This is a genomic window from Polymorphospora sp. NPDC051019, from assembly GCF_040683055.1.
Taxonomy (GTDB): Bacteria; Actinomycetota; Actinomycetes; order Mycobacteriales; family Micromonosporaceae; genus Polymorphospora; species Polymorphospora lycopeni.
On the sequence record NZ_JBFBCH010000002.1, the window covers coordinates 387563 to 407653 of the forward strand.

General features: G+C 72.7%; 21 protein-coding genes and 2 tRNA genes. 9 read left to right on the forward strand and 14 right to left on the reverse strand.

What is annotated here, in order from left to right:
• The first annotated feature begins 22 nt into the window (after positions 1-22).
• Both AB0M79_RS05885 and AB0M79_RS05890 read left to right on the forward strand, forming a co-directional pair.
• A complete protein-coding gene (locus AB0M79_RS05885) occupies positions 23-709 on the forward strand; it encodes an IclR family transcriptional regulator (RefSeq protein WP_344141965.1) in 687 nt (228 codons plus the stop codon).
• Positions 710-752: 43 nt separating this feature from the next.
• The gene (locus tag AB0M79_RS05890) at positions 753-1043 is read left to right on the forward strand and encodes a hypothetical protein (protein WP_364208224.1); all 291 of its coding nucleotides are present in this window, start codon (positions 753-755) and stop codon (positions 1041-1043) included.
• 162 nt (positions 1044-1205) lie between these two features.
• Here AB0M79_RS05890 and AB0M79_RS05895 read toward each other — a convergent pair.
• The 3 genes from AB0M79_RS05895 to AB0M79_RS05905 all read right to left on the reverse strand — a co-directional run bounded on the left by AB0M79_RS05895 (position 1206) and on the right by AB0M79_RS05905 (position 2478).
• A tRNA-Glu gene (locus AB0M79_RS05895) sits at positions 1206-1278 on the reverse strand.
• A gap of 95 nt (positions 1279-1373) precedes the next feature.
• Positions 1374-1445 (reverse strand) — tRNA-Gln (locus AB0M79_RS05900).
• 229 nt (positions 1446-1674) lie between these two features.
• A complete protein-coding gene (locus AB0M79_RS05905) occupies positions 1675-2478 on the reverse strand; it encodes a fumarylacetoacetate hydrolase family protein (RefSeq protein ID WP_357532677.1) in 804 nt (267 codons plus the stop codon).
• A 140-nt stretch (positions 2479-2618) separates the two neighbouring features.
• Between AB0M79_RS05905 and AB0M79_RS05910 the strand changes: the two genes are divergently transcribed.
• Both AB0M79_RS05910 and AB0M79_RS05915 read left to right on the forward strand, forming a co-directional pair.
• The gene (locus tag AB0M79_RS05910; RefSeq protein WP_364208227.1) at positions 2619-3773 is read left to right on the forward strand and encodes a hypothetical protein; all 1155 of its coding nucleotides are present in this window, start codon (positions 2619-2621) and stop codon (positions 3771-3773) included.
• Positions 3774-3876: 103 nt separating this feature from the next.
• Positions 3877-4767: a 3-methyladenine DNA glycosylase gene (locus AB0M79_RS05915; RefSeq protein ID WP_364208230.1), complete on the forward strand. Its 891-nt coding sequence runs from the start codon at positions 3877-3879 to the stop codon at positions 4765-4767.
• 3 nt (positions 4768-4770) lie between these two features.
• Here AB0M79_RS05915 and arfB read toward each other — a convergent pair whose 3' ends face one another.
• The 8 genes from arfB to AB0M79_RS05955 all read right to left on the reverse strand — a co-directional run bounded on the left by arfB (position 4771) and on the right by AB0M79_RS05955 (position 11706).
• Entirely contained in the window at positions 4771-5196 is a 426-nt protein-coding gene (gene arfB / locus AB0M79_RS05920) for an alternative ribosome rescue aminoacyl-tRNA hydrolase ArfB (RefSeq protein WP_364208233.1), read from the reverse strand.
• Between the two features lie 129 nt (positions 5197-5325).
• Complete coding sequence (locus tag AB0M79_RS05925; RefSeq protein ID WP_364208236.1) at positions 5326-6606, reverse strand: HAMP domain-containing sensor histidine kinase; 1281 nt, start codon at positions 6604-6606, stop codon at positions 5326-5328.
• Entirely contained in the window at positions 6603-7286 is a 684-nt protein-coding gene (locus AB0M79_RS05930) for a response regulator transcription factor (RefSeq protein WP_364208239.1), read from the reverse strand. Before AB0M79_RS05930 ends, AB0M79_RS05925 begins: the two co-directional genes overlap by 4 nt.
• A 95-nt stretch (positions 7287-7381) precedes the next feature.
• Positions 7382-8275 carry a trypsin-like peptidase domain-containing protein gene (locus tag AB0M79_RS05935; RefSeq protein WP_364208242.1) on the reverse strand — a complete coding sequence of 298 codons (894 nt, stop codon included), beginning with the start codon at positions 8273-8275 and terminating at the stop codon, positions 7382-7384.
• Between the two features lie 162 nt (positions 8276-8437).
• Positions 8438-9400 (reverse strand): VWA domain-containing protein, encoded by a 963-nt coding sequence (locus AB0M79_RS05940; RefSeq protein ID WP_364208245.1) that lies wholly within the window; start codon positions 9398-9400, stop codon positions 8438-8440.
• A gap of 13 nt (positions 9401-9413) precedes the next feature.
• Positions 9414-10454, reverse strand: a complete 1041-nt coding sequence (locus AB0M79_RS05945) for a DUF58 domain-containing protein (RefSeq protein ID WP_364208248.1) — start codon at positions 10452-10454, stop codon at positions 9414-9416.
• On the reverse strand, positions 10451-11488 hold the full coding sequence (locus tag AB0M79_RS05950; protein ID WP_357533411.1) for a MoxR family ATPase: 1038 nt from the start codon (positions 11486-11488) through the stop codon (positions 10451-10453). The genes AB0M79_RS05945 and AB0M79_RS05950 overlap by 4 nt, the downstream gene beginning before the upstream one ends.
• Positions 11489-11511: 23 nt before the next feature.
• A complete protein-coding gene (locus AB0M79_RS05955) occupies positions 11512-11706 on the reverse strand; it encodes a hypothetical protein (RefSeq protein WP_364208251.1) in 195 nt (64 codons plus the stop codon).
• A 233-nt stretch (positions 11707-11939) separates the two neighbouring features.
• On the opposite strand from AB0M79_RS05955, the gene AB0M79_RS05960 reads away from it, so the two are divergent.
• Complete coding sequence (locus AB0M79_RS05960; protein ID WP_364208823.1) at positions 11940-12872, forward strand: endonuclease/exonuclease/phosphatase family protein; 933 nt, start codon at positions 11940-11942, stop codon at positions 12870-12872.
• A gap of 29 nt (positions 12873-12901) precedes the next feature.
• On the opposite strand, the gene cimA is transcribed toward AB0M79_RS05960, so the two are convergent.
• Positions 12902-14488, reverse strand: coding sequence for a citramalate synthase (cimA, locus tag AB0M79_RS05965; RefSeq protein WP_364208254.1), 1587 nt, complete (start codon positions 14486-14488; stop codon positions 12902-12904).
• A 350-nt stretch (positions 14489-14838) separates the two neighbouring features.
• Here cimA and AB0M79_RS05970 point away from each other — a divergent pair, with 350 nt between their 5' ends.
• The 3 genes from AB0M79_RS05970 to AB0M79_RS05980 all read left to right on the forward strand — a co-directional run bounded on the left by AB0M79_RS05970 (position 14839) and on the right by AB0M79_RS05980 (position 16540).
• Positions 14839-15393 (forward strand): peroxiredoxin, encoded by a 555-nt coding sequence (locus AB0M79_RS05970; RefSeq protein WP_357532695.1) that lies wholly within the window; start codon positions 14839-14841, stop codon positions 15391-15393.
• A gap of 3 nt (positions 15394-15396) precedes the next feature.
• Positions 15397-15927 carry a carboxymuconolactone decarboxylase family protein gene (locus tag AB0M79_RS05975; RefSeq protein WP_364208258.1) on the forward strand — a complete coding sequence of 177 codons (531 nt, stop codon included), beginning with the start codon at positions 15397-15399 and terminating at the stop codon, positions 15925-15927.
• 187 nt (positions 15928-16114) lie between these two features.
• A complete protein-coding gene (locus AB0M79_RS05980) occupies positions 16115-16540 on the forward strand; it encodes a PRC-barrel domain containing protein (RefSeq protein WP_357533414.1) in 426 nt (141 codons plus the stop codon).
• Positions 16541-16616: 76 nt separating this feature from the next.
• On the opposite strand, the gene AB0M79_RS05985 is transcribed toward AB0M79_RS05980, so the two are convergent.
• Complete coding sequence (locus AB0M79_RS05985; RefSeq protein ID WP_364208261.1) at positions 16617-17906, reverse strand: MFS transporter; 1290 nt, start codon at positions 17904-17906, stop codon at positions 16617-16619.
• Positions 17907-18033: 127 nt separating this feature from the next.
• Between AB0M79_RS05985 and AB0M79_RS05990 the strand changes: the two genes are divergently transcribed.
• Entirely contained in the window at positions 18034-18729 is a 696-nt protein-coding gene (locus AB0M79_RS05990) for a tyrosine-protein phosphatase (RefSeq protein ID WP_364208826.1), read from the forward strand.
• 76 nt (positions 18730-18805) lie between these two features.
• Here the strand turns inward: AB0M79_RS05990 and AB0M79_RS05995 are convergent, their stop codons facing one another.
• Positions 18806-19903: a branched-chain amino acid aminotransferase gene (locus AB0M79_RS05995; RefSeq protein WP_364208264.1), complete on the reverse strand. Its 1098-nt coding sequence runs from the start codon at positions 19901-19903 to the stop codon at positions 18806-18808.
• Between the last annotated feature and the right edge of the window lie 188 nt (positions 19904-20091).

Here is a 20091-nt window from a genome sequence, read left to right on the forward strand (position 1 = left end):
GTTTCGGCTTGTGGGACACAGTATGAGCGGTGTCGGCGTTCTCGACAAGGCGGTCGTCATCCTCGCCGCCTGCGTCGACGGCGCCAGCCTGGCCGAACTCGTCGACCGTACGAAGCTGCCGCGGGCCACCGCGCACCGCCTCGCGCAGGCGCTGGAGATCCATCGGATGCTGGTCCGCGACACCCAGGGACGCTGGCGGCCCGGCCCCCGGCTCGGCGAACTCGCCAACGCCGCCCCCGACGTGCTGCTGACCGCCGCCGAGCCGCTGCTCGCCGCGCTACGTGACGCCACCGGCGAAAGCGCCCAGCTCTACCTGCGCCGCGCCGACGAACGCATCTGCGTCGCCGCCGCCGAGCGGGCCAGCGGGCTGCGCGACACCGTCCCGGTCGGTTCCGTACTGCCGATGACGGCCGGCTCCGCCGCCCAGATCCTGCTCGCCTGGGAGCCGCCGGAGGCGGTCATGCCGCTGCTGCCCCGCTGCAAGTTCACCGGCCGCACCCTGGCCGAGGTACGCCGCCGCGGCTGGGCCCAGTCGGTCGCCGAACGCGAGGCGGGTGTGGCGAGCGTCTCCGCCCCGATCCGCGACCGGACCGGCCGGGTCATCGCCTCGATCAGCGTCTCCGGTCCGCTGGAGCGCCTCGGCCGCCGCCCCGGCGACCGCCACGCGATGGCGGTCGTCCGCGCCGGCCAACGCCTGAGCGGCCTCTGACACTCCCCCTCTTTGATCCGCGTGATCAGGGATTGAATCGCGCGTGTCGCCGGCGCGGCGCCTGTCGTACTCCCTGATCACCGGGATCAAGGAGGACACCACCCACCACCGCCCTGCCACCTCGGCCACCGGCCCGCCGACCGGCTGGCCCGCCGGGCTGCTGGGCCGCCGGACCGCCAGACCGCCCGCCGAACCGCTGACCCCGGCCCGCCGGACCGCTGGGCCGCCGGCCCGCCTCGGCCCACAGGAGCGGTCCAGCCCAGCCGCCACCGGACCAGCCGGCCCTCGGCAGCACCTCGGGGCGCGGACGCCCCGCCAGCTCAGCCTTCCTTGATCCCGGTGATCAGGGAGTACGACACCCGACACACCGGCGACACACGCGACTTAATCCCTGATCACGCGGATCAACGGGGGTGAAGGGGGTATGAGGGGGACGCGAGGGAGTCCAGAGAAACCGAAAAGTCCGTGCCACCGGAGTGGCACGGACTGTCGACTGTAGCCCCGACGGGATTCGAACCCGCGCTACCGCCTTGAGAGGGCGGCGTCCTAGGCCGCTAGACGACGGGGCCAGGACTTTCTTCACTTTTTGCCGTTTTCCCTTGCGGTCCAACGGTGCTGAACTCTATCAGAGGCCAGCGCCGGCGCCCTATTCGGACATCGGTTGCTGGGGTACCAGGACTCGAACCTAGACTAACTGAACCAGAATCAGTTGGGCTGCCAATTACCCCATACCCCATTGGTGCCTATGGCCTTCCTGCTCACAGCGTTCCCACTTGTTGCGCTGTTACTCAAGTCGGTGTGACTTGATGCAACGCGACTGATGCAACTCGTGGTCCTGCTGCTTGCGGCACCGGGGGTGAACTTTACCGGACCCGGTGGAGGGTGCCAAATCCGATCCCCCCACCGGCCCCCAAACCACCGTGGCCTGCGCCGGCGCACCGCGCCGGCAGGGGCACGGGCCCGACTCAGTCGAGCGCGACGACGGGGTTGGCCAGCTCGCCCAGCCCTTCGATCCGGACGACCACGGTGTCGCCGGCCGTGACGGGACTCACCCCGGCCGGGGTGCCGGTCAGCACCACGTCGCCGGGCAGCAGCGTCATCACGTGCGAGATGTACGACACCAGGGCCGGCACGTCGAAGACCATGTCCTTGGTCCGGCCGAGCTGGCGTACCTCCATCTCCTCGGGCTTGCGCCCCACCTCGCAGCGGACCTCGAGGTCGCTGACGTCGAGGCCGGTGACGATCCACGGCCCGAGCGGGCAGAACGAGTCGAACCCCTTGGCCCGCGTCCACTGGCCGTCGGAGCGTTGCAGGTCCCGCGCGGTGACGTCGTTCGCGCCGACGTACCCGAAGATGGCCTTCTCGGCCGCGGCCCGGTCGGCGCGACGGGCGCCCGGCGGGCCGATGACGACGCCGAGTTCGGCTTCGTGCTCGACCTGCTTCGACTGGACCGGCAGCCGGATCGCGTCGCCGGGGCCGATCACCGACGTCGACGGCTTGAGGAAGAGCAGCGGCTCGGCCGGGACCTCCGCGCCGTGCTCGGCGGCGTGGTCGGCGTAGTTGCGCCCGACACACACGACCTTGCTGGGCAGGATCGGCGAGAGCAGGCGTACGTCGGCGAGCGCCCACCGCTGGTTGGTGAACGTGATCCGGCCGAACGGGTGTCCCTCGATCTCGGCGACGGTCAGCCCTTCCGGGCCGGCTCCGGCCTCGCCTTCGACGACCCCGAACGACATTCCACTGGCATGGGCAAAACGAGCGATTCGCACCTGCCCAATCTAGTCCGCCGGGCCGGTGGCCTGGGCGGCGGAGCGTACCAGCGGGGCCCCGGGCGGTTTCCGGAACAGACCTTTCTCGCATAACGCACCGACGTCCGGCCTAGCGTCGGTGCGGGAGGTCCCGAACCGAGATGACCCGATCCTCGCTCCGCCTGGCCGCGCTGACCGTCCTGGCGTCCGTCGCCATCCCGGCCACAGCCGTCGCGGCCGGCTCCACCCAGACACCGACCAGCGCGGCGCGGACCGGCGCCCACGCCGTCACCGTCAAGGTCTCCAGCAGCGGCGGCTCCGCCCCGTACTACCGCGCCGAGGTACACAACGAGAGCCCGGAGCCGCTCGACGTGGTCGTACGGCAGGGTGTGCCGGCGGGCACCGCCGTCGCCGCGGTGAGCGACGGCGGCTACTCCGCACGTGACGAGGTCACCTGGCGGGTCCGGCTCGTGCCGGGCGAAACCCTCCAGCGCAGTACGTCGCTCGCCCCGGCCGGCACCATGCGCGAGGTCGTCGTACCCGTCTGCGCGTACCCGACACAGGGCGACCAGCCGTACGACTGTGCCTCCGCGACCTGGGCCGCACCCCCGCTCCCCGTCGTGAAAGCGGCGCCACCGTGGTGGATGACGCTGCCCGCCCTGATCGCCTCGATCGGCGTGGTGCTGCTCGCCGCCGCGATTCTCACCTGGCGGCGGTGGAGCAAGCCCCGCCGGCTCGCCCGCGCCGAACGGTTCCGCCGCGAGATGCCCCGCTACACCTGGCGGTACGGCCCTCCGGTGTGGACACTCGTGCTGCTGTCGGCCGCGCTGGTGACCGCCGTCGGCGCGCTCGCCGCCTGGCAGGGCGTGGTCCGGTTCAACCGGGCCAGCGAGACGACCCGGGCCGCGCTGGAGGAGGGCAAGGGCTGGATCGGCGACACCACGCTGGGCCAGCTCGGCGCACCGATGCGGGAGCAGTACTTCGAGTTCGCCGTCTACCGGATCACCTGCGAGCCGCCGGCGGGCGGCAAGGGCCGGTGCCTCGCGGTCGTCGGGCTGCGCAACGTCAGCGGCGAGAGCCAACCCTGGTACGGCATGCTCCAGCGGGCGTACCAGCCGAACGGCAACTGGGTCAGCGTCGACGAGGAGGCGACCCGGGCGGTCAACGGCGGCCGGGACCTGTTCGCCACCCCGGTACCCGCCGGCGAGAAACTGCTCTTCCCGCTCGCGTTCACCGTCGACGGCGGGACGCGGCCGGACCGGATCGAATTGCGCGGCGGGGTCTTCTCCGCCGGGGTCACCGTCCGCCTGCCGTAGGCGCGGCACCGCCGGCCACGCTGCCCATGGGACGCAAGGCCCGCCCCGCCGGTGCCGGAAAGGCCCGCCGGGTACGGCGATCCGCCCGCCGTACCCTGGGTGGGTGACCGCTCCCGCCGCGACCGTCGCCGTGCTGCCACCGGCAGTGTGGCGGGCCCGGCGCGCCGCACACGAGGAGCGCGTCGACCGGTGGCTCACGCCGCACCTGGAGCGTCGCCGGACCGGGGTGCGGCATCCGGTCGAGGACTTCCTGTTCACCTACTACTCCTACCGGCCGGCGCAGTTGCGGCGCTGGCATCCCGGCGCCGGGGTGGCGCTCGACGACGCCGACGTGGCCGGGTTCGGCCGCGACTACCGGGTCACCCCGGACGGGGTGACGGTCGACACCGAGGCGCTGCGGGGGCGCCGGGGCGAGTCGGTCGCCTGGATCCACGACCTGCTCACCCGCACCGCCGGCCGGCCGGCGCACCTCGGCTGTTTCGGCATGCACGAGTGGGCGATGGTCTACCGCCAGACCCAGGACGAGATACGCCACAACGCCTGGCCGCTGCGGCTGTCGCCGGCGGAGACGGCGGCCACGGTCGAGGCGAACCGGATCCGGTGCAGCCACTTCGACGCGTTCCGGTTCTTCACCGCACCGGCCCGGCCGCTGAACCTGTTGCAGCCGACCCGGGCGGCGCAGGCCGCCAACGAGCAGCCCGGCTGCCTGCACGCCAACATGGACCTCTACAAGTGGGCGTACAAACTGTCGCCGCTCGTGCCGGCCGAACTGGTGGCGGACTGCTTCGAGCTGGCCCGCGAGATCCGGACGCTCGACATGCGGGCGTCGCCGTACGACCTGGCGGCGCTCGGTCATCCGCCGGTCCGAGTGGAGACCCCGGAGGGCCGTTCCGAGTACGCCGTACTGCAACGCGGCTTCGCCGAACGCGCCGCCCCTCTGCGGGAACGTCTCGTCGCGGAGTGCCGGCGGCACCTTCCCGCGTCGGACGGGTAGCCGCTACTCGCCCACCGCCCCGCGGCCGCGCTTCAGTTGGGACTGGCGGCGTTTGGCCTCCAGGCGGCGTTCCTTGGCGGCCCGGCTCGGCCGGGTCGGCTTGCGGGCCGGCGGGGGCGGCGCGACGGCGTCGGCGAGCAGGGCGGCCAGCCGGGCCCGGGCCGCCTCCCGGTTGGCGAGCTGGGCGCGGTGCTCGCGGGCGGTGATGGTCAGTACGCCGTCGACGAGCCGGCCGGACAACCGGTCGAGGGCCCGTTCCCGCATCCAGTCGGGCAGGGTCGGCGAGGAGCCGACGTCGAAGGAGAGCTCGACGCGCGAGTCGGTGGTGTTCACCCCCTGGCCGCCCGGACCGGACGACCGAGAGAAACGCTCGCGCAGCTCACCACCGGGGATGGTGAGCCGGTCGTTGATCCTCAGTTCGTCGGCCATGCTCCGAGCATGCCCTACCCCGCCAGTGATTAACCGCGCGCCCGACCGCCGCGCTGATCAAGGGGATCATCGTCCCGAAGCGGGCGGGATTCCCCACGGTTGCTCCTCGATCGACGCGCGAGAAGACGGTCAGCCGGAGGGTTGGGCGGGGATGCGGCCGAGGTCGATCACGGCGTCCGGGCGGGGACCCCGCGTCCCGTCCAGCGGTGACGACGCCGGCGGTGGCAGCTCGTCCGCGCGGTCCGCGGCCGGCAGCCACAGCAGGAACGTGCTCCCGCGGCCCAGCGTGGAGAAGACCGCGACCTGCCCGCCGTGCGACTCGGCGATCTGCCGCACGATCGCCAGCCCCAGCCCGGTACGCCGCTCCCGGGAACCCGACGGGCCGCTCTCGCCGCGCCAGAACCGGTCGAAGACGCGGGGCTGGTCGGCGTCGGCGATCCCCGGCCCCTCGTCGGTGACGGCGAGCCACAGCCAGCCGCCCGTCCGTCCGGTGGTGACGGTGACCGCGCCACCGGCCGGGGAGAGCCGTACGGCGTTGGAGAGCAGGTTTCCCGTGGCGCGGCGCAGCGCGTCGTGGTCGCCGATGAGGTCGAGGCCGTCGCGTACGGCGTACCGCAGGTCGATCCGGCGTTCGGCGGCGACGGCGGCGAACTCGTCGGCGGACTCCCGGGCGACGGCGCCGAGGTCGACGTCGGTGTCGGCGAGGCCGGTGGCGTCCCGGCGGGCGGTGGCGAGCAGATCCTCGACCAGCCGGGACATCCGGTCGGTGGCCCGGTCGATGACGGCGATGGCGCGGTCACGTTCGGGGCCGGTCGCCTCGGCGGCGTCGATCAGGGAGGCGTCGAGGTTGGCCCGGATGATGGCGAGCGGGCTACGCAGTTCGTGGGAGGCGTCGTCGATCAGCTGGCGTTGGGCGCGGAAGGCGTCGTCGAGGCGGTCGAGCATCGAGTCGATGGTGTCGGCGAGTTCGCGCAGCTCGTCGCGGGCGCCGTCGAGCCGGATACGCCGGGACAGGTCGGTGGCCTGGATCTCGCGGGCGGTACGGGCGATGGCGCCGACCGGGCGCAGGGCCCGGCCGGACAGCACCCAGCCGATGCCGAGGCTGGCGACGAACAGCCCGCCGAGCGCGATCGCCGAGTAGTTGCGCATGGTCTTCAAGGTGTTGAAGTTGACCGCCGACTCGATCTCGTCGACGTCGGCGACATCGACGGTGCCGACCGGGATGACCCGGCCGTCGGACTTCTCCTTGACGATGCGGGCCTGCTGGGCCGTGATCGGCTTCGGGTCGGTGGTGCGTTCGACGGCGACGTACGTGACACCGAGCGCGGTGGCGGCGAGCGCGAACAGCAGCGTCGAGTAGAGCAGCGTCAGCCGGAACCGGATCGACTGGAACAGGCGCGGGGTCCTCACATCGCCTCCTTGAGGCGGTAGCCACGCCCGACCACGGTCTCGATGAGCTGGGTCGGGCCGAGCTTGCGGCGCAGGGTGCCGACGGTGACCCGTACGGTCTGGGTGAACGGGTCGGCGTTCTCGTCCCAGACGTGTTCGAGGAGTTCCTCGGCGGAGACGACGTGGCCGGGCCGGGTCATCAGATACTCGAGCACGCCGAACTCCTTCCGGGTCAGGTGCAGGGCGTCGCCGTCGAGGCTGGCCGCGTGCCGGGCCGCGTCGAGCCGCAGGGCCCCGACCTGCACGACGGCGGTGGTGCCGCCGGTGTCCCGGCGCAGCAGGGCGCGTACCCGGGCCAGGAGTTCGGCCAGCGCGAACGGTTTGACGAGATAGTCGTCGGCGCCCTCGTCGAGGCCGCGGACCCGGTCGTCGAGGCCACCGCGGGCGGTGAGCATCAGCACCCGCAGGTCGGCACCGCCCTGCACCTCGATGGCGCCGGAGCGGATCTCGCGGCAGAGGTCGAAGCCGTTGTCGTCGGGCAGGTTCAGGTCGAGCAGCATCAGGTCGTACGCGTTGACGGCCAGCCGGTCCCGGGCGCCGGCGGCCGCGCCGGCCACGTCGACCGCGTAGCCGGCGCGTACCAGCCGCAGGCGGACCGCCTCCGCCAGGTCTTCCTCGTCTTCCACCACCAGCAGGCGCATCCGCGCAACCCTCGCCTTCCGCACCGCCCCGCTCCCGGGCCGTCGCACCACCCGGTCCGCCGCCGCACGGCGGCGGACCCGGGGACCTTCCGAAACTAGCCGCCCCGACCGATGATGCCGTCCGCCGACTGTTGGGCCCGTTCGATCGGGATCGCGAAGCCGATTCCGATCGAGCCGCCGCCCTCCAGGGTGGCGATCGCCGTGTTCACCCCGACGACCTCGCCCCGCGCGTTGACCAGCGGGCCGCCGGAGTTGCCCGGGTTGATCGACGCGTCGGTCTGGACCGCCTTCTGCCGCCCGCCGGTGCCGAGCCTCACCTCGCGGTCCAACGCGCTGACGATGCCGGCCGTGACGGTTCCGGACAGACCGAGCGGTGACCCGACGGCCAGGACCGGTTCGCCGACGCTGGTGGTGCCGGGCGCGGCGATGGCGAGCGGGGTCAGGTTCGCGGCCGGGTCGACGCGCAGGACGGCGATGTCGCTGCCCGGGTCGCGGCCGACGACCTCGGCGGGGAACGTCCGCCCGTCCGGTGCGACGACGATGACGTCGTCACCGCTGCCGGCGTCGAGGATGTGGTCGTTGGTGATGATGTGCTGCTTGTCGTCGATCGCGAACCCGGATCCGCCGGCGGTGCCGCCGTTGCCGCGTACCTGCACCGAGACGACGCCGGGCAGCGCGGTCGCGGCGGCCGCGACCAGGTCCGGTGGCACGTTGGCGACCGCCGGCGTCGGGCTCGGCTGGGCGGCGACGCTGGCCCCGGGCCGGGGCGGGTCGCCGCCGCTGGCGACGTAGCCGCCGGCGAGCGCGCCGGAGACCGTCGACAGGGCGACCACGGCCAGGCCGGCGAGCAGGGTCCGCCGCCACCGCGCGGCCCGCGCCACCGCCGGCTGTTCCTCCGGTACGTCGACGCGGGGCGGCCCGTACGGGTCGATCCGGGGCGAGACGAACCACGGACCACGCGGCTCGCCGAGCCCGGTTGGTGTGCTCATCGATCCCCTCCTTCGTGGGATGCCGTGGGGGCGGCGGGGCGGGTTCTGTCCGGCGGCCGGGCCGGGTCAGGGCAGCCGGGCGGACCGGCCGGGTCGGGTCAGGGCAGCCGGGCGGACCGGCCGGGTCGGGTCAGGGCGGCCGGGCGGACCGGCCGGGTCGGGTCAGGGCAGCCGGGAGAACCACAGCATCGAGCCGGCCCCGGCGGCGAGCGCGAGCAGCAGCCCGAACCCGATGAACCGGGCGGAGACGTCCTGGCGTTCGACCTCGTAGCCGACCGAGCTGCCGATGTCGGCGTAGACGGCGCGCAGTTCCTCGCTGCTGCCGGCCTCGTAGTAGCCGCCGCCGGTCTGTTCGGCGACGTCACGCAGGCTCTGGCCGTCGACCGGTACCCGCATCGGCCGGCCGGTGCCCTGGCTGATGTAGCCGGAGTCGGTGCCGAACGAGATGGCGTCGACCGGTACGCCGGCCGCGACGGCGTCGGTCGCCGCCTCGTCCGGTTCCCGGCCGGAGGTGTTGGCGCCGTCGGAGAGCAGCACGATCCGGGCCGGCGGCGGGTCGTCGGCGGCCTTGGCGTCCAGCGAGCGGATGGCCTCCAGCGAGGTGTTGATCGCCTCCCCGATGGCGGTGCCCTGGATGCCGGTGCTGCCCTCGGCGAGCCGGTCGATGCCGCCGGCGATCGCCTCCCGGTCGGTGCCGGGTGCGACGAAGACGGACGCGTTCCCGGCGAAGGCGACCAGTCCGACGTTGAACTGGTCGGGCAGTCCCTCGACGAAGCTGAGCGCGGCCGACTTGGCGGCGGCGAGACGGTCCGGGCTGACGTCGGTGGCGAGCATCGACGTGGAGACGTCGACGGCGATGACGACGGTGGTGCGTTCGCGCGGCACCTGTACGTCGTCCATCGGGCGGGCGAAGCCGACGACGAGCAGGGCCAGCATGGCCAGGAAGAGGCTGGCCGGCACGTGCCGGCGCCAGGCGGGCTGTTTCGGGGCGACCCGGTCCAGCAGCCGCAGGTTGGTGAACCGCACGGCGTAGCGGCTGCGGCGGCGCTGCATGAGGACGTACCCGCAGGCCAGGGCGAGCACGCCGAGCAGCAGCCAGAGCCGCTCGGGTGACTGCCAGTTCATCTCGATCCCCCTCTCATGCCGCACCGCCGGGATCAGAGCCGGGCGTACGGCCGCGCGGGGTGCCGGCGAGGCGGCGCTGTGCCTGCACGTGCCGTACGAGGTCGGCGACCCAGTCCCGGTCGGTGCGCAGCGCCAGGTGGGTCGCGCCGCTGCGGCGCAGTGCCCGGCGGACGAGCTGGCGCTGCCGGGTCGCGGCGGCCGCGTACCGCTCGCGCAGCCGGCGGTCGCCGGTCGACACCTCGCGCCGCTGTCCGCTCTCCGGGTCGACCAGGGTGATCAGCCCGACGTCGGGCAGTTCGAGTTCGCGCGGGTCGGTGATCTCGACGGCGAGCACCTGGTGCCGGGCGTCGAGCCGGCGCAGCGGTGTCTCCCACGCCGGTTCACCGATGTCGTCGTCGGGCAGGCCGTCGAGGAAGTCGGAGACGACGACCATCAGCCCGCGCCGGGCGGTGGACCGGTGCAGGCCGTCGATCGCGGCGGCCAGCGCCGGGGCCGGCCCGGCCCCGTCGAGCCGCGGGGCGGCGAGCAGCAACCGCAGTACGGCGAGCAGGTGGTTGCGGCCGCCGCGGGCCGGGAACCGGCGTACGGCCTCCTGGGTCACCACGTGTGCGCCGAGCCGGTTGCCGATCCCGGCCGTGAGGAAGCCGACCGCCGCGACGGCGGCCACCGCGAGTTCGCGTTTCTCCAGGTCGGCGGTTCCGAAGTCCATGCTCGGGGTGCCGTCGACGAGCAGCCAGGTGGACAGTTCGCGGTCGGCGTCGACCTGCCTGACGTGCGGCACGGCCGTACGGGCGGTGACCGCCCAGTCCATCCGGCGCACCTCGTCCTCGCCGGGCCGGTACTCGCGGCTGCCGGCGAGTTCGCTGCCGGAGCCGGGCAGCAGGCCGAGGTACTGGCCGTGCAGCAGCCCGTCGAGCCGCCGGGTGATGGTCAGTTCGAGCCGGCGCAGCCGCCGTTCGGGAGCCAGCTCGTGGATGGTCGCCGGGCCGTCGCCGCCCGCCGCGCCACCGCCGCGGGTCCCCGCCGGGCCGCGGCCGGCCGTCCCGGGCATCATGCCGCCGCCGGCATACCGACGCGGCGGACGTCCTGGGCCGGGGCGATCCGGGGCGGCGGGACGACCTCGACGACGCGGCGCACGATCGACTCGGCGGCGACGCCGTCGGCGACCGCGTCGAAGGAGAGCACCAGCCGGTGCGCGACGACGTCGACGGCCAGTTCCTTGACGTCCTCCGGCAGCACGTAGTCGCGGCCCCGCAGCAGGGCCAGGCCGCGCGCGGCGGCGACCAGCCCGAGGGTGGCCCGGGGACTCGCCCCGTACGCCAGCAGTGGCACCACCTCCGGCAGGCCGAACCGGGCCGGGTCGCGGGTGGCGAGCACCAGCCGTACGACGTACTCGGCCAGCGCGTGGTGCACGAACACACCACGGGCCGCCTCCTGGAGGGTGCGCAGCCGGTCGGTGTCGAGGACCCGGCGCGACGCCGGGCGGGCGGTGCCCATCCGGTAGAGGATGCCGAGTTCCTCCTCGTCGCTCGGGTAGCCGACGACGACCTTCATCAGGAACCGGTCCCGCTGCGCCTCCGGGAGCTGGTAGACGCCCTCGGACTCGATCGGGTTCTGGGTGGCCAGGACGAGGAACGGGTCGGGCACCGGATAGCTGCGGCCGCCGATGGAGACCTGGCGTTCGGCCATCGCCTCCAGCAGCGCCGACTGTACCTTCGCCGGGGCCCGGTTGATCTCGTCGGCGAGGACGAGGTTGGCCATGACGGGGCCCAGCTCGACATCGAAGTCCTCTTTGGACGCCCGGTAGATGCGGGTGCCGACGATGTCGGACGGCACCAGGTCGGGGGTGAACTGGACCCGGGAGAAGGTGCCGCCGACCGCGGTGGCCAGGGTCTGCGCGGCCAGCGTCTTGGCCACCCCGGGTACGCCCTCCAGCAGGCAGTGCCCCTCGGCGAGCAGCGCGGTGAGCAGCCGCTCGACCAGCCGGTCCTGCCCGACGATGACCCGCTTGACCTCGAAGAGGGTCTGTTCGAGTTCGGTGGCCGTACGGCCGTCGGTCTTGGCCCGGTCGATGGTGGCGACCGGGATCTCGCCGGTCGCGTCGGCGGCGCTCACAGGTCGGCCGCCGGGGTGTCGGTGGCCTTCCCGGGGCAGTCGCGCCCGGCGCCCGGCTCGGGCGCGTCGGTCACGATCTGCAGCACGGGTTCCGGGTGCCACTGGTCGGCGGCGTGGGCGATGCCGCCGAAGGTCCCGGCCGCGGCGGCCGCCCCGGCGAACGCCAGCCCGGCGATGGTCTTGATCCGCATCGTGTCGGTTCCCCTCCGTCGCGCGTGTGGCGCCCCCGGCCGGCAGGCCGGTGCGCCCGTCTGCCACATGTCACCAGGAGGGACCGAAAGCGGGCCGAAGGAAGCGGGACGGTTTCCCGGCCGGGCGGATGGCGGGGTCGGCTACCGTTCGCCGGGTGAGCGTGGATGTGGGCCGGGCGGGCGTCGAACGGGTGTCGGCGCGGCCGGCCCGCCGGGGCGCCCGGGCGCTGGCGGTGCTGTGCTGGCTGGTCGCCGTACCCGGGCTGCTCTGGGCCGTCGTCCGGCTCTTCGGGCTGGAGCGGGGGCCGCTGGTGCAACTGCTCGCCTTCACCCCGTACGTGGCCGCGTGGAGCGTGCTGCCGGTGGTCCTGGCGCTCGCGCTGCGCCGGTGGTGGGCCGCCGGCGTGGCGGCGGTCGCCGCGCTGGTGCTGCTGGGCGTGGTCGTGCCGCGGGTCGTGCCGGACCGTGGACCGGTGCCGGACGGTCCGGTCCTCAGGGTGCTGACCAGCAACGTGCTCGCCGGGGCGGGCGATCCGGCGGCGGTGCTCGCGCTGGTGCGGGCGGAGCGGGTGGACGTGCTGGCGGTGCAGGAGTTCAGCCCGGAAACGCAGGCCGCCCTCGACGCGCTGGGGGTCGCCGACGTGCTGCCGCACCGGGTGACCAACCCGATGGTCGGCACGCAGGGTTCCGCGCTCTACTCCCGGTTCCCGTTGACCGACACCGGGATCCGGTGGAACGACGGCGGCTTCAGCCAGGCGTACGGCACGGTCCTGGTGCCGGGCGGGCCGGCGGTGGTGGCCGAGTCGGTGCACCCGGCGGCGCCGTACGCCCTGTCGGTGATCGACGACTGGCGCACCGACCTGGCGGCGCAGCCGGTGGCCACCCCGGACGGGCCGCTGCGGGTGCTGGCCGGCGACTTCAACGCCACCCTCGACCACGCCCCGCTGCGGGACCTGATCGACACCGGGTACGTCGACGCGGCCGCCGCCCGGGGTGCCGGGCTGCTCGGCACCTGGGGCCCGTACGACGGCGACCCGATCCCGCCGGTGGCCATCGACCACGTGCTGGTCGACCGGCGGATCGGGGTGCGCGCGGTCGCCGTGCACCCGGTGGCCGGCAGCGACCACCGGGCGGTGCTGGCCGAGCTGGCCCTGCCGGCCGGATAACGCCCGTCCGACCGGCAGGGCCGTGGGCGTCAGGCCGCCGGGGTCCGGGCCAGCCCGTACGTCAGCGCGTCGACCAGCGCCCACCAGCTCGCCTCGACCACGTTCTCGTGCACGCCGACCGTGGTCCAGTCCCGACCGCCGTCGTCGGCGGTCTCGACCAGCACCCGGGTGATCGCGCCGGTGCCGTGCGTGCCCTCCAGGATGCGGACCTTGTAGTCGGCGAGTTCGAAGCCCTTGAGCTGCGGGTAGTGGCGCAGCAGGGCCAGCCGCAGCGCTTCGTCGAGGGCGTTGACCGGGCCGTTGCCCTCGGCGGTGGCGATGACGCGTTCGCCGCGTACCCGGACCTTGACGGTCGCCTCGGAGACGACGGCGCCGTCCTCGCGGTGCTCGACGATGACCCGGTAGGACTCCAAGGTGAACGGCCGGACCACCTCGGCGCCGGGGAGTTCGGAGCGGACCAGCAGTTCGAACGACGCGTCGGCGGCCTCGAACGACCAGCCGCCGGCCTCCATGTCCTTGACCCGGTTGGTGACCCGGGAGACGGCTTCGGGATGGCCGGCCAGGTCGAGCCCGAGCTCGCGGCTCTTCAGCTCGATGCTGGCCCGGCCGGCCATCTCCGTCACCAGGATCCGCATGTCGTTCCCGACCACCGCCGGGTCCACGTGGTTGTAGAGCAGCGGATCCACCTTGATCGCGCTCGCGTGCAGCCCGGCCTTGTGGGCGAAGGCGGCGGCCCCGACGTAAGCCTGGTGGGTGTCGGGGGCGATGTTGGCGATCTCGGCGATGGCGTGCGAGACGCGCACCATCTGTTCCAGGCAGCCGTCCGGTAGGACGGGCAGCCCGAGCTTGAGTTGCAGGTTGCCGACGACGGCGAACAGGTCGGCGTTGCCGGGGCGCTCGCCGTATCCGTTGGCGGTGCCCTGGAAGTGGGTGACGCCGGCCTCGACGGCGGCGACGGTGTTGGCGACGGCGCAGGCGGTGTCGTTCTGGCAGTGGATGCCGAACCGTTCGGCGGGTACCCCGAGCCGGTCGACCAGTTCGCCGATCACCCGGGTCACCTGCGACGGCAGCATGCCGCCGTTGGTGTCGCACAGGACCACCCGTTCGGCGCCGGCCGCCAGCGCGGTGGCGACGACCGAGCCGGCGTACGCCGGGTCGTGGCGGTAGCCGTCGAAGAAGTGTTCGCAGTCGAGGAAGACCCGGCGGCCCTGCGCGACGAACCAGGCGACGGTGTCGCGGACCATGTCGAGGTTTTCCGCCCCGGTGGTGCGCAGGGCCCGTTCGACGTGCCGGATGTCTGACTTGGCGACCAGGCAGACCGCCGGGGTCTGCGCGTCGAGCAGGGCGCGTACCTGGGGGTCGTCCCCGACGGCGACGCCGGCCTTGCGGGTGGCGCCGAAGGCGACCAGGACGGCGTGTTTCAGGTCGAGTTCGGTGCGGGCGCGGCGGAAGAACTCGGTGTCCTTGGGCATGGCCCCGGGCCAGCCGCCCTCGATGAAGCCGACGCCGAACTCGTCGAGCAGGCGGGCGATGGCGAGCTTGTCGGCGACGGAGTAGCTGATTCCCTCGCGCTGTCCCCCGTCGCGCAGCGTCGTGTCGTACACCTGGTAGGTCATGGGAGGTTCCTTTCGAGCCGGTTGGGCGGCGGTTCGCGGCGGGTCCGGACCAACAAAAAGACCCCCCGCGGATGCGGGAGGTCTGCGCGCTCGGCGAGGGGGCTGCCGGCGCGCTAGGTGCCAATAATGAGGGCGAGGCTGTTCACCCGTCACACTCTGCCACCTCCGCCAGGATTCGAGAGCAGGAATCCATATTTCGGGAAGCCCGATTCGGGACGCAGTGGACCCCGTCGATCGGTCCGTTTTGTCAGTCCGTGACAGGATTCACACTTCATCACTGCGCCATCGGACCGAAACAGGAGCCGGGCAAAATCTGGATCGAATCCAGATACGGCCCACCAGGAGGTACCGTGCTCACCGTCGGTGACCACTTCCCGCAGTACGAACTCGCCGCCTGCGTCTCGCTCGACGCCGACGACGCCTTCACGACGATCACGAACAAGAGCTACGAGGGCAAGTGGCGGGTCGTCTTCTTCTGGCCGAAGGACTTCACGTTCATCTGTCCGACGGAGATCGCCGAGTTCGGCCGCCTGAACGGCGAGTTCGCCGACCGCGACGCCCAGGTGCTCGGCGTCTCGGTCGACTCCGAGTTCGTGCACTACGCCTGGCGCAAGGACCACCCGGACCTGCGCGACCTGCCGTTCCCGATGCTGAGCGACATCAAGCGGGAACTGTCCGCCGCCGCCGGCGTGCTCGGCGAGGACGGGGTGGCCCAGCGGGCGACGTTCATCGTCGACCCGAACAACGAGATCCAGTTCGCGATGGTGACCGCAGGTTCGGTCGGCCGCAACGTCTCCGAGGTGCTGCGGGTCCTCGACGCGCTGCAGACCGACGAGCTGTGCCCGTGCAACTGGAACAAGGGCGGCGAGACCCTCGACGCCAAGAAACTCCTCGCGGGCGCCTGATCCATGGGCCTCGACGTCATCAAGGCGGCCCTGCCGGACTACGCCAAGGACATCAAGCTCAACCTCGGCTCCACCGTGGGCACCTCGACCCTGAGCCCGGAACAGTCCTGGGGCACCGCACTGGCCTGCGCGGTGGCCGCCCGCAACCCGGTCGTGCTGCGGGAGATCGCCGCCGAGGCCGCCGGCACGCTCAAGCCCGAAGCCGTCGAGGCGGCCAAGGGCGCGGCGGCCATCATGGCGATGAACAACGTCTACTACCGGGCCAAGCACCTGATCGGCGACGAGTCGTACGCGACGATCCCGGCCCGGCTCCGGATGCAGATCATCGCCCGGCCCGGCGTCGACAAGGGCGACTTCGAACTGTGGTGCCTGGCCGTCTCCGCGATCACCGGCTGCGGGGTGTGCCTGGAGTCGCACGAGAAGACGTTGCGCGGCACGGGATTCACCCGTGAGCAGGTGCACGAGGCGCTGCGGATCGCCGCCGTCGTGCACGCCGCCGCGGTCACCCTCGACGCCGAGACCGCCCTGGCCTGACCCCGACGCGTCCCGGCCCGGCGACACGTCCGTCGATGAAGATGTGTCGCCGCGGCCGGACCGGGGTAGGAATCCTCTCGACCGAGGAAAGTCAACGTCGAGAAGAGGAGGCAGCCAGATGACCCGGCTCGACCCTCAGACGACCCCGTACGGCACCCAGGATCCGGTGCACCCGACACAGGACCCGATGTACGACGGCGCCCAGGGCGTCGTTCCGGGCGGTCCTCCCGCGGGCGCCTTCGATCCATGGAGCTACCGCGAAGACGCCGGGGTCACCGGTGCCGACCTGGTCGGCTACAAGGTGGAGGCCACCGACGGCGGGATCGGAAAGATCGATTCCGCGAGCTACGAGGTGAACTCGAGCTACCTCGTGGTCGACACCGGACCGTGGATCTTCGGCAACAAGGTGATGTTGCCGGCCGGCGTGGTCAACCACGTCGACCATGATGACCAGAAGGTCTACGTCAACCAGGACAAGGCACACATCAAGGCCGCACCCGAGTTCGACCCGGACCGGCACCACGATCCGGCGTACCGGGAGAAGCTGGGTGGCCACTACGGCGACTCGTACGGCTCCCCCGGCACGACCGCCCTGCCTCCGCAGATCATGTAGGCGGCGGACCGAACGATCCGACGGCCGGCCGGGGCATCCGCCCCGACCGGCCGTCGCTGTCTTCCCGTCCGGCGGTTCAGACCGCGGGCGCGGCGACCTTCGCGGGCGGCTGGTCGGCGGGTATGACGGCCGGCCCGGAATCGCTCAGGCGCATGTTGCGTACGCCCGGCGAGCACAGGGCCGCCAGCGTCGACAGCACGATCAGCCCGGCGCAGGCGATCAGCGTCGGGCGGGCGCCGAACACCGCCGCCGCCGGGCCGGCGACCAGCAGCCCGACCGGCCCGAACATCAGCGAGCCCAGGGCGTCGTACGAACTGACCCGGCTCAGCGCGTCCGGCGGGATCTCCCGCTGGAGGCTGGTCTCCCACAGCACGCCGAAGATGTCGAAGCAGATGCCCATCACGACCGCCCCGAGCACCACCATCCACAGTGGTGCATAGATCCCGAGCAGCAGGTAGGGCAACGCGGTCGGCACGGTCAGCAGCACGGACACCAGCATCGGCCGGCGCGGCCGGATGCGGATCGCGATCACCACTCCGACGACCATGCCGACCGCCTCGCCGGCGAGCACCGCCGACCAGGCCGCCGCCCCGCCCATCTCCTCCTTGGCCACCACCGGGCCGAGCACCCCGTGTGCCGCCTGCAGCGCCATGACGAGGAACGCGAACTGGAGCACGATGACCCAGATCCACTGCCGCGAGACGAACTCCCGCCAGCCGTCGCGCAGATCGGCGAGCGGGTTCGTCCCCGTTCCGGTCGCCGACCGTACCCGCGCCGGCAGCCGCAGCGCGGCGATCAGCAGGGCCGACCCGGCGAACATCGCGGCGCTGACGGCCAGCGCCGGCCCCGCCCCGACCAGCACGACGGTGGCGCCGGCGAGGGCGTACCCGGCGATCCGGGCGAAGTTCGTGCCGAGCCGCAGCAGCCCGTTGGCGGCCTGGAGGCGTTCGGCGGCGACCACCTCCGGCACGATCCCGACCAGCGACGGGTAGAACAGCGCCACCCCGATCCCGGACAGCACCGCGCCGACGACCAGGCCGGGCAGCGGCGCCCACCCGGTCACCAGCATCGCGGCGAGCACCGTGTACGCCGCCGCGCACAGCACCTCACCGGCGATCATCACCCGGTAGCGCGGGAAGCGGTCGGCGAGCACCCCGCCGGCGAGCATGAACACGACCTGGGGAATGGCCTGGGCGGCCAGCACCACCGACAGGGTGGTGGCGTTCGCACCGGCCAGTTCCAGTACGCCGAAGGCCAGCGCCACCGGGGCGAAGGCGCTGCCGAGCACGGAGACCGTACGGGCGGCGAGCAGGAGGGCGAAGCGCCTGTCGCGCAGCAGTTGCAGGTCCCGGCGATAGCTGTGCACGACGTACGGTAAGCACCGGACGGGGCCGCGGTCATTCCGTTTTCCGGTGTCCCGCACCACACCCGGCCGGCGCTACGGTGAGGGCGTGGATGTCACCCCGGTCAACCGTTCCCTGTCCTTCTCGACCATGTTCAATTTCCGCGACATCGGCGGCTACGCCGGTCTCGACGGCCGTACGGTCCGCTGGAAACGGCTCTACCGCTCCGACTCGCTGCACCGCCTCGACGGTGCCGACCGCGACGCGTTCGCGCTGCTCGGCGTCAGGACCGTCATCGACCTGCGGCGGCCCACCGAGGTGAGCCGCGACGGGCGGGTGCCCGACTTCGTCGGCCTGGACTACCGGCACATCCATCCCGAGCACCGGGACTGGATCGAGATCCCGTACGACGAGACGCTGGGCGTCGGCCGCTACCTCGCCGACCGCTATCTCGAACTCGCCGAGACGGGTGCGGCCGGGGTCGGCCGGGCGGTGGGGATCGTCGCCGACGCCGACACCGCGCCGGCCGTGGTGCACTGCGTCGCCGGCAAGGACCGGACCGGCGTGGTGTGCGCGCTGACGCTGTCGACGCTCGGGGTGAGCGACGAGGACATCGCCGCCGACTACGCGCTGACCTCGGCCGCGTCGGAACGGTTCGCCGCCTGGATCCGCGGCAAGTTCCCGGACCACCCGATCCCGGCGCCGTTCCTGGCGTCGCCGGCCCAGGCGATCCTGCTGTTCCTCACCGAGTTGCGGACCCGGCACGGCTCGATCGAGAACTACCTGCTGGGCGCCGGCGTCACCCCGGCCCAACTGGAGGCGATGCGGACCCACCTCCTCGAATGACGAAGATCCCCGTGATCAGGGACCTTTTCCGGCGCGTCGTCGGCGCGCCGCGCGACAAGGTCCCTGATCACGCGGATCAGAACACCCGGTGGACCCAGCCGTACGGGTCGTCGGTCCGGCCCCGCTGGATGTCGACCAGCCGCTGCCGGATTCCCATGCTGACCTCGCCCGGCCCGCCGTCGGCGACCGCGAACTCGCCCTCCGGGAACCGCACCCGGCCGATCGGCGTGATCACCGCGGCGGTCCCGCAGGCGAACACCTCCCGCAGCCTGCCGCTGGTCGCGTCGGCCTGCCACTCGTCGAAGGCGACCGGCCGCTCGACCACCTCGTGCCCGGCCTCGCGGGCCAGGGTGATCACCGACTCCCGGGTGATGCCCGGCAGGATCGTCCCGGTCAACGGCGGGGTGACCAGCGTGCCGTCGTCGTAGACGAAGAAGATGTTCATCCCGCCGAGTTCGTCGACGTAGCGACGCTCGACGGTGTCGAGGAACACCACCTGGTCGCAGCCGTGCTCGATCGCCTCGGCCTGGGCGACCAGCGAGGCGGCGTAGTTGCCGCCGCACTTCGCGGCCCCCGTGCCGCCGGGCGCCGCCCGGGTGTAGTGCGGCGACACCCAGACGGTGACCGGCTTGACACCGCCGGAGAAGTACGACCCGACCGGCGAGGCGATCAGCACGTACAGGTATTCGGCGGCCGGCCGGACCCCGAGGAAGACCTCGCTGGCGTACATGAACGGGCGCAGGTAGAGGCTGCCGTCGTCGCCGGCCGGGATCCACTCGCGGTCGACCTCGACGAGGTGCCGCAGCGAGTCCAGGAACGCCGGTTCGGGCAGCGGCGGCATCGCCATCCGGCGGGCCGAGGCGGTGAACCGGGCGGCGTTGGCCTCCGGGCGGAAGAGCGTCACCCCGCCGTCGCCGGCGTGGTAGGCCTTGAGCCCTTCGAAGATCTCCTGGGCGTAGTGCAGGACCGCGGTGGCCGGGTCCATCGGGATCGGCGCGCGGGCCTCGACCCGGGCGTCGTACCAGCCTTTGCCGTCGGCGTAGCGGATCGTGACCATGTGGTCGGTGAAGATCCGGCCGAATCCCGGGTTGGCCATCAGCGCGGCTCGTTCGGCGGCGGATACCGGCGCAGGATTCGGACGGATCTCGAAGTCGAGCTTGTCACCACCGCTCATCGCGTTTGACCTCCAGATTGCTGGGCGCGTGCGAACACGGGCACGCCAGGGGAACGGGACTGGTGCCTGGAATCTACCCCGAACGGTCGTTCATGGGCGATGGCCCGGCCAGGTGCGTCGACGGCGCGGTGACGGTCGCGGACGGCCGGTGGAGTCCCCGGTCGGGGTGGGCGAAACAGATCGGTACG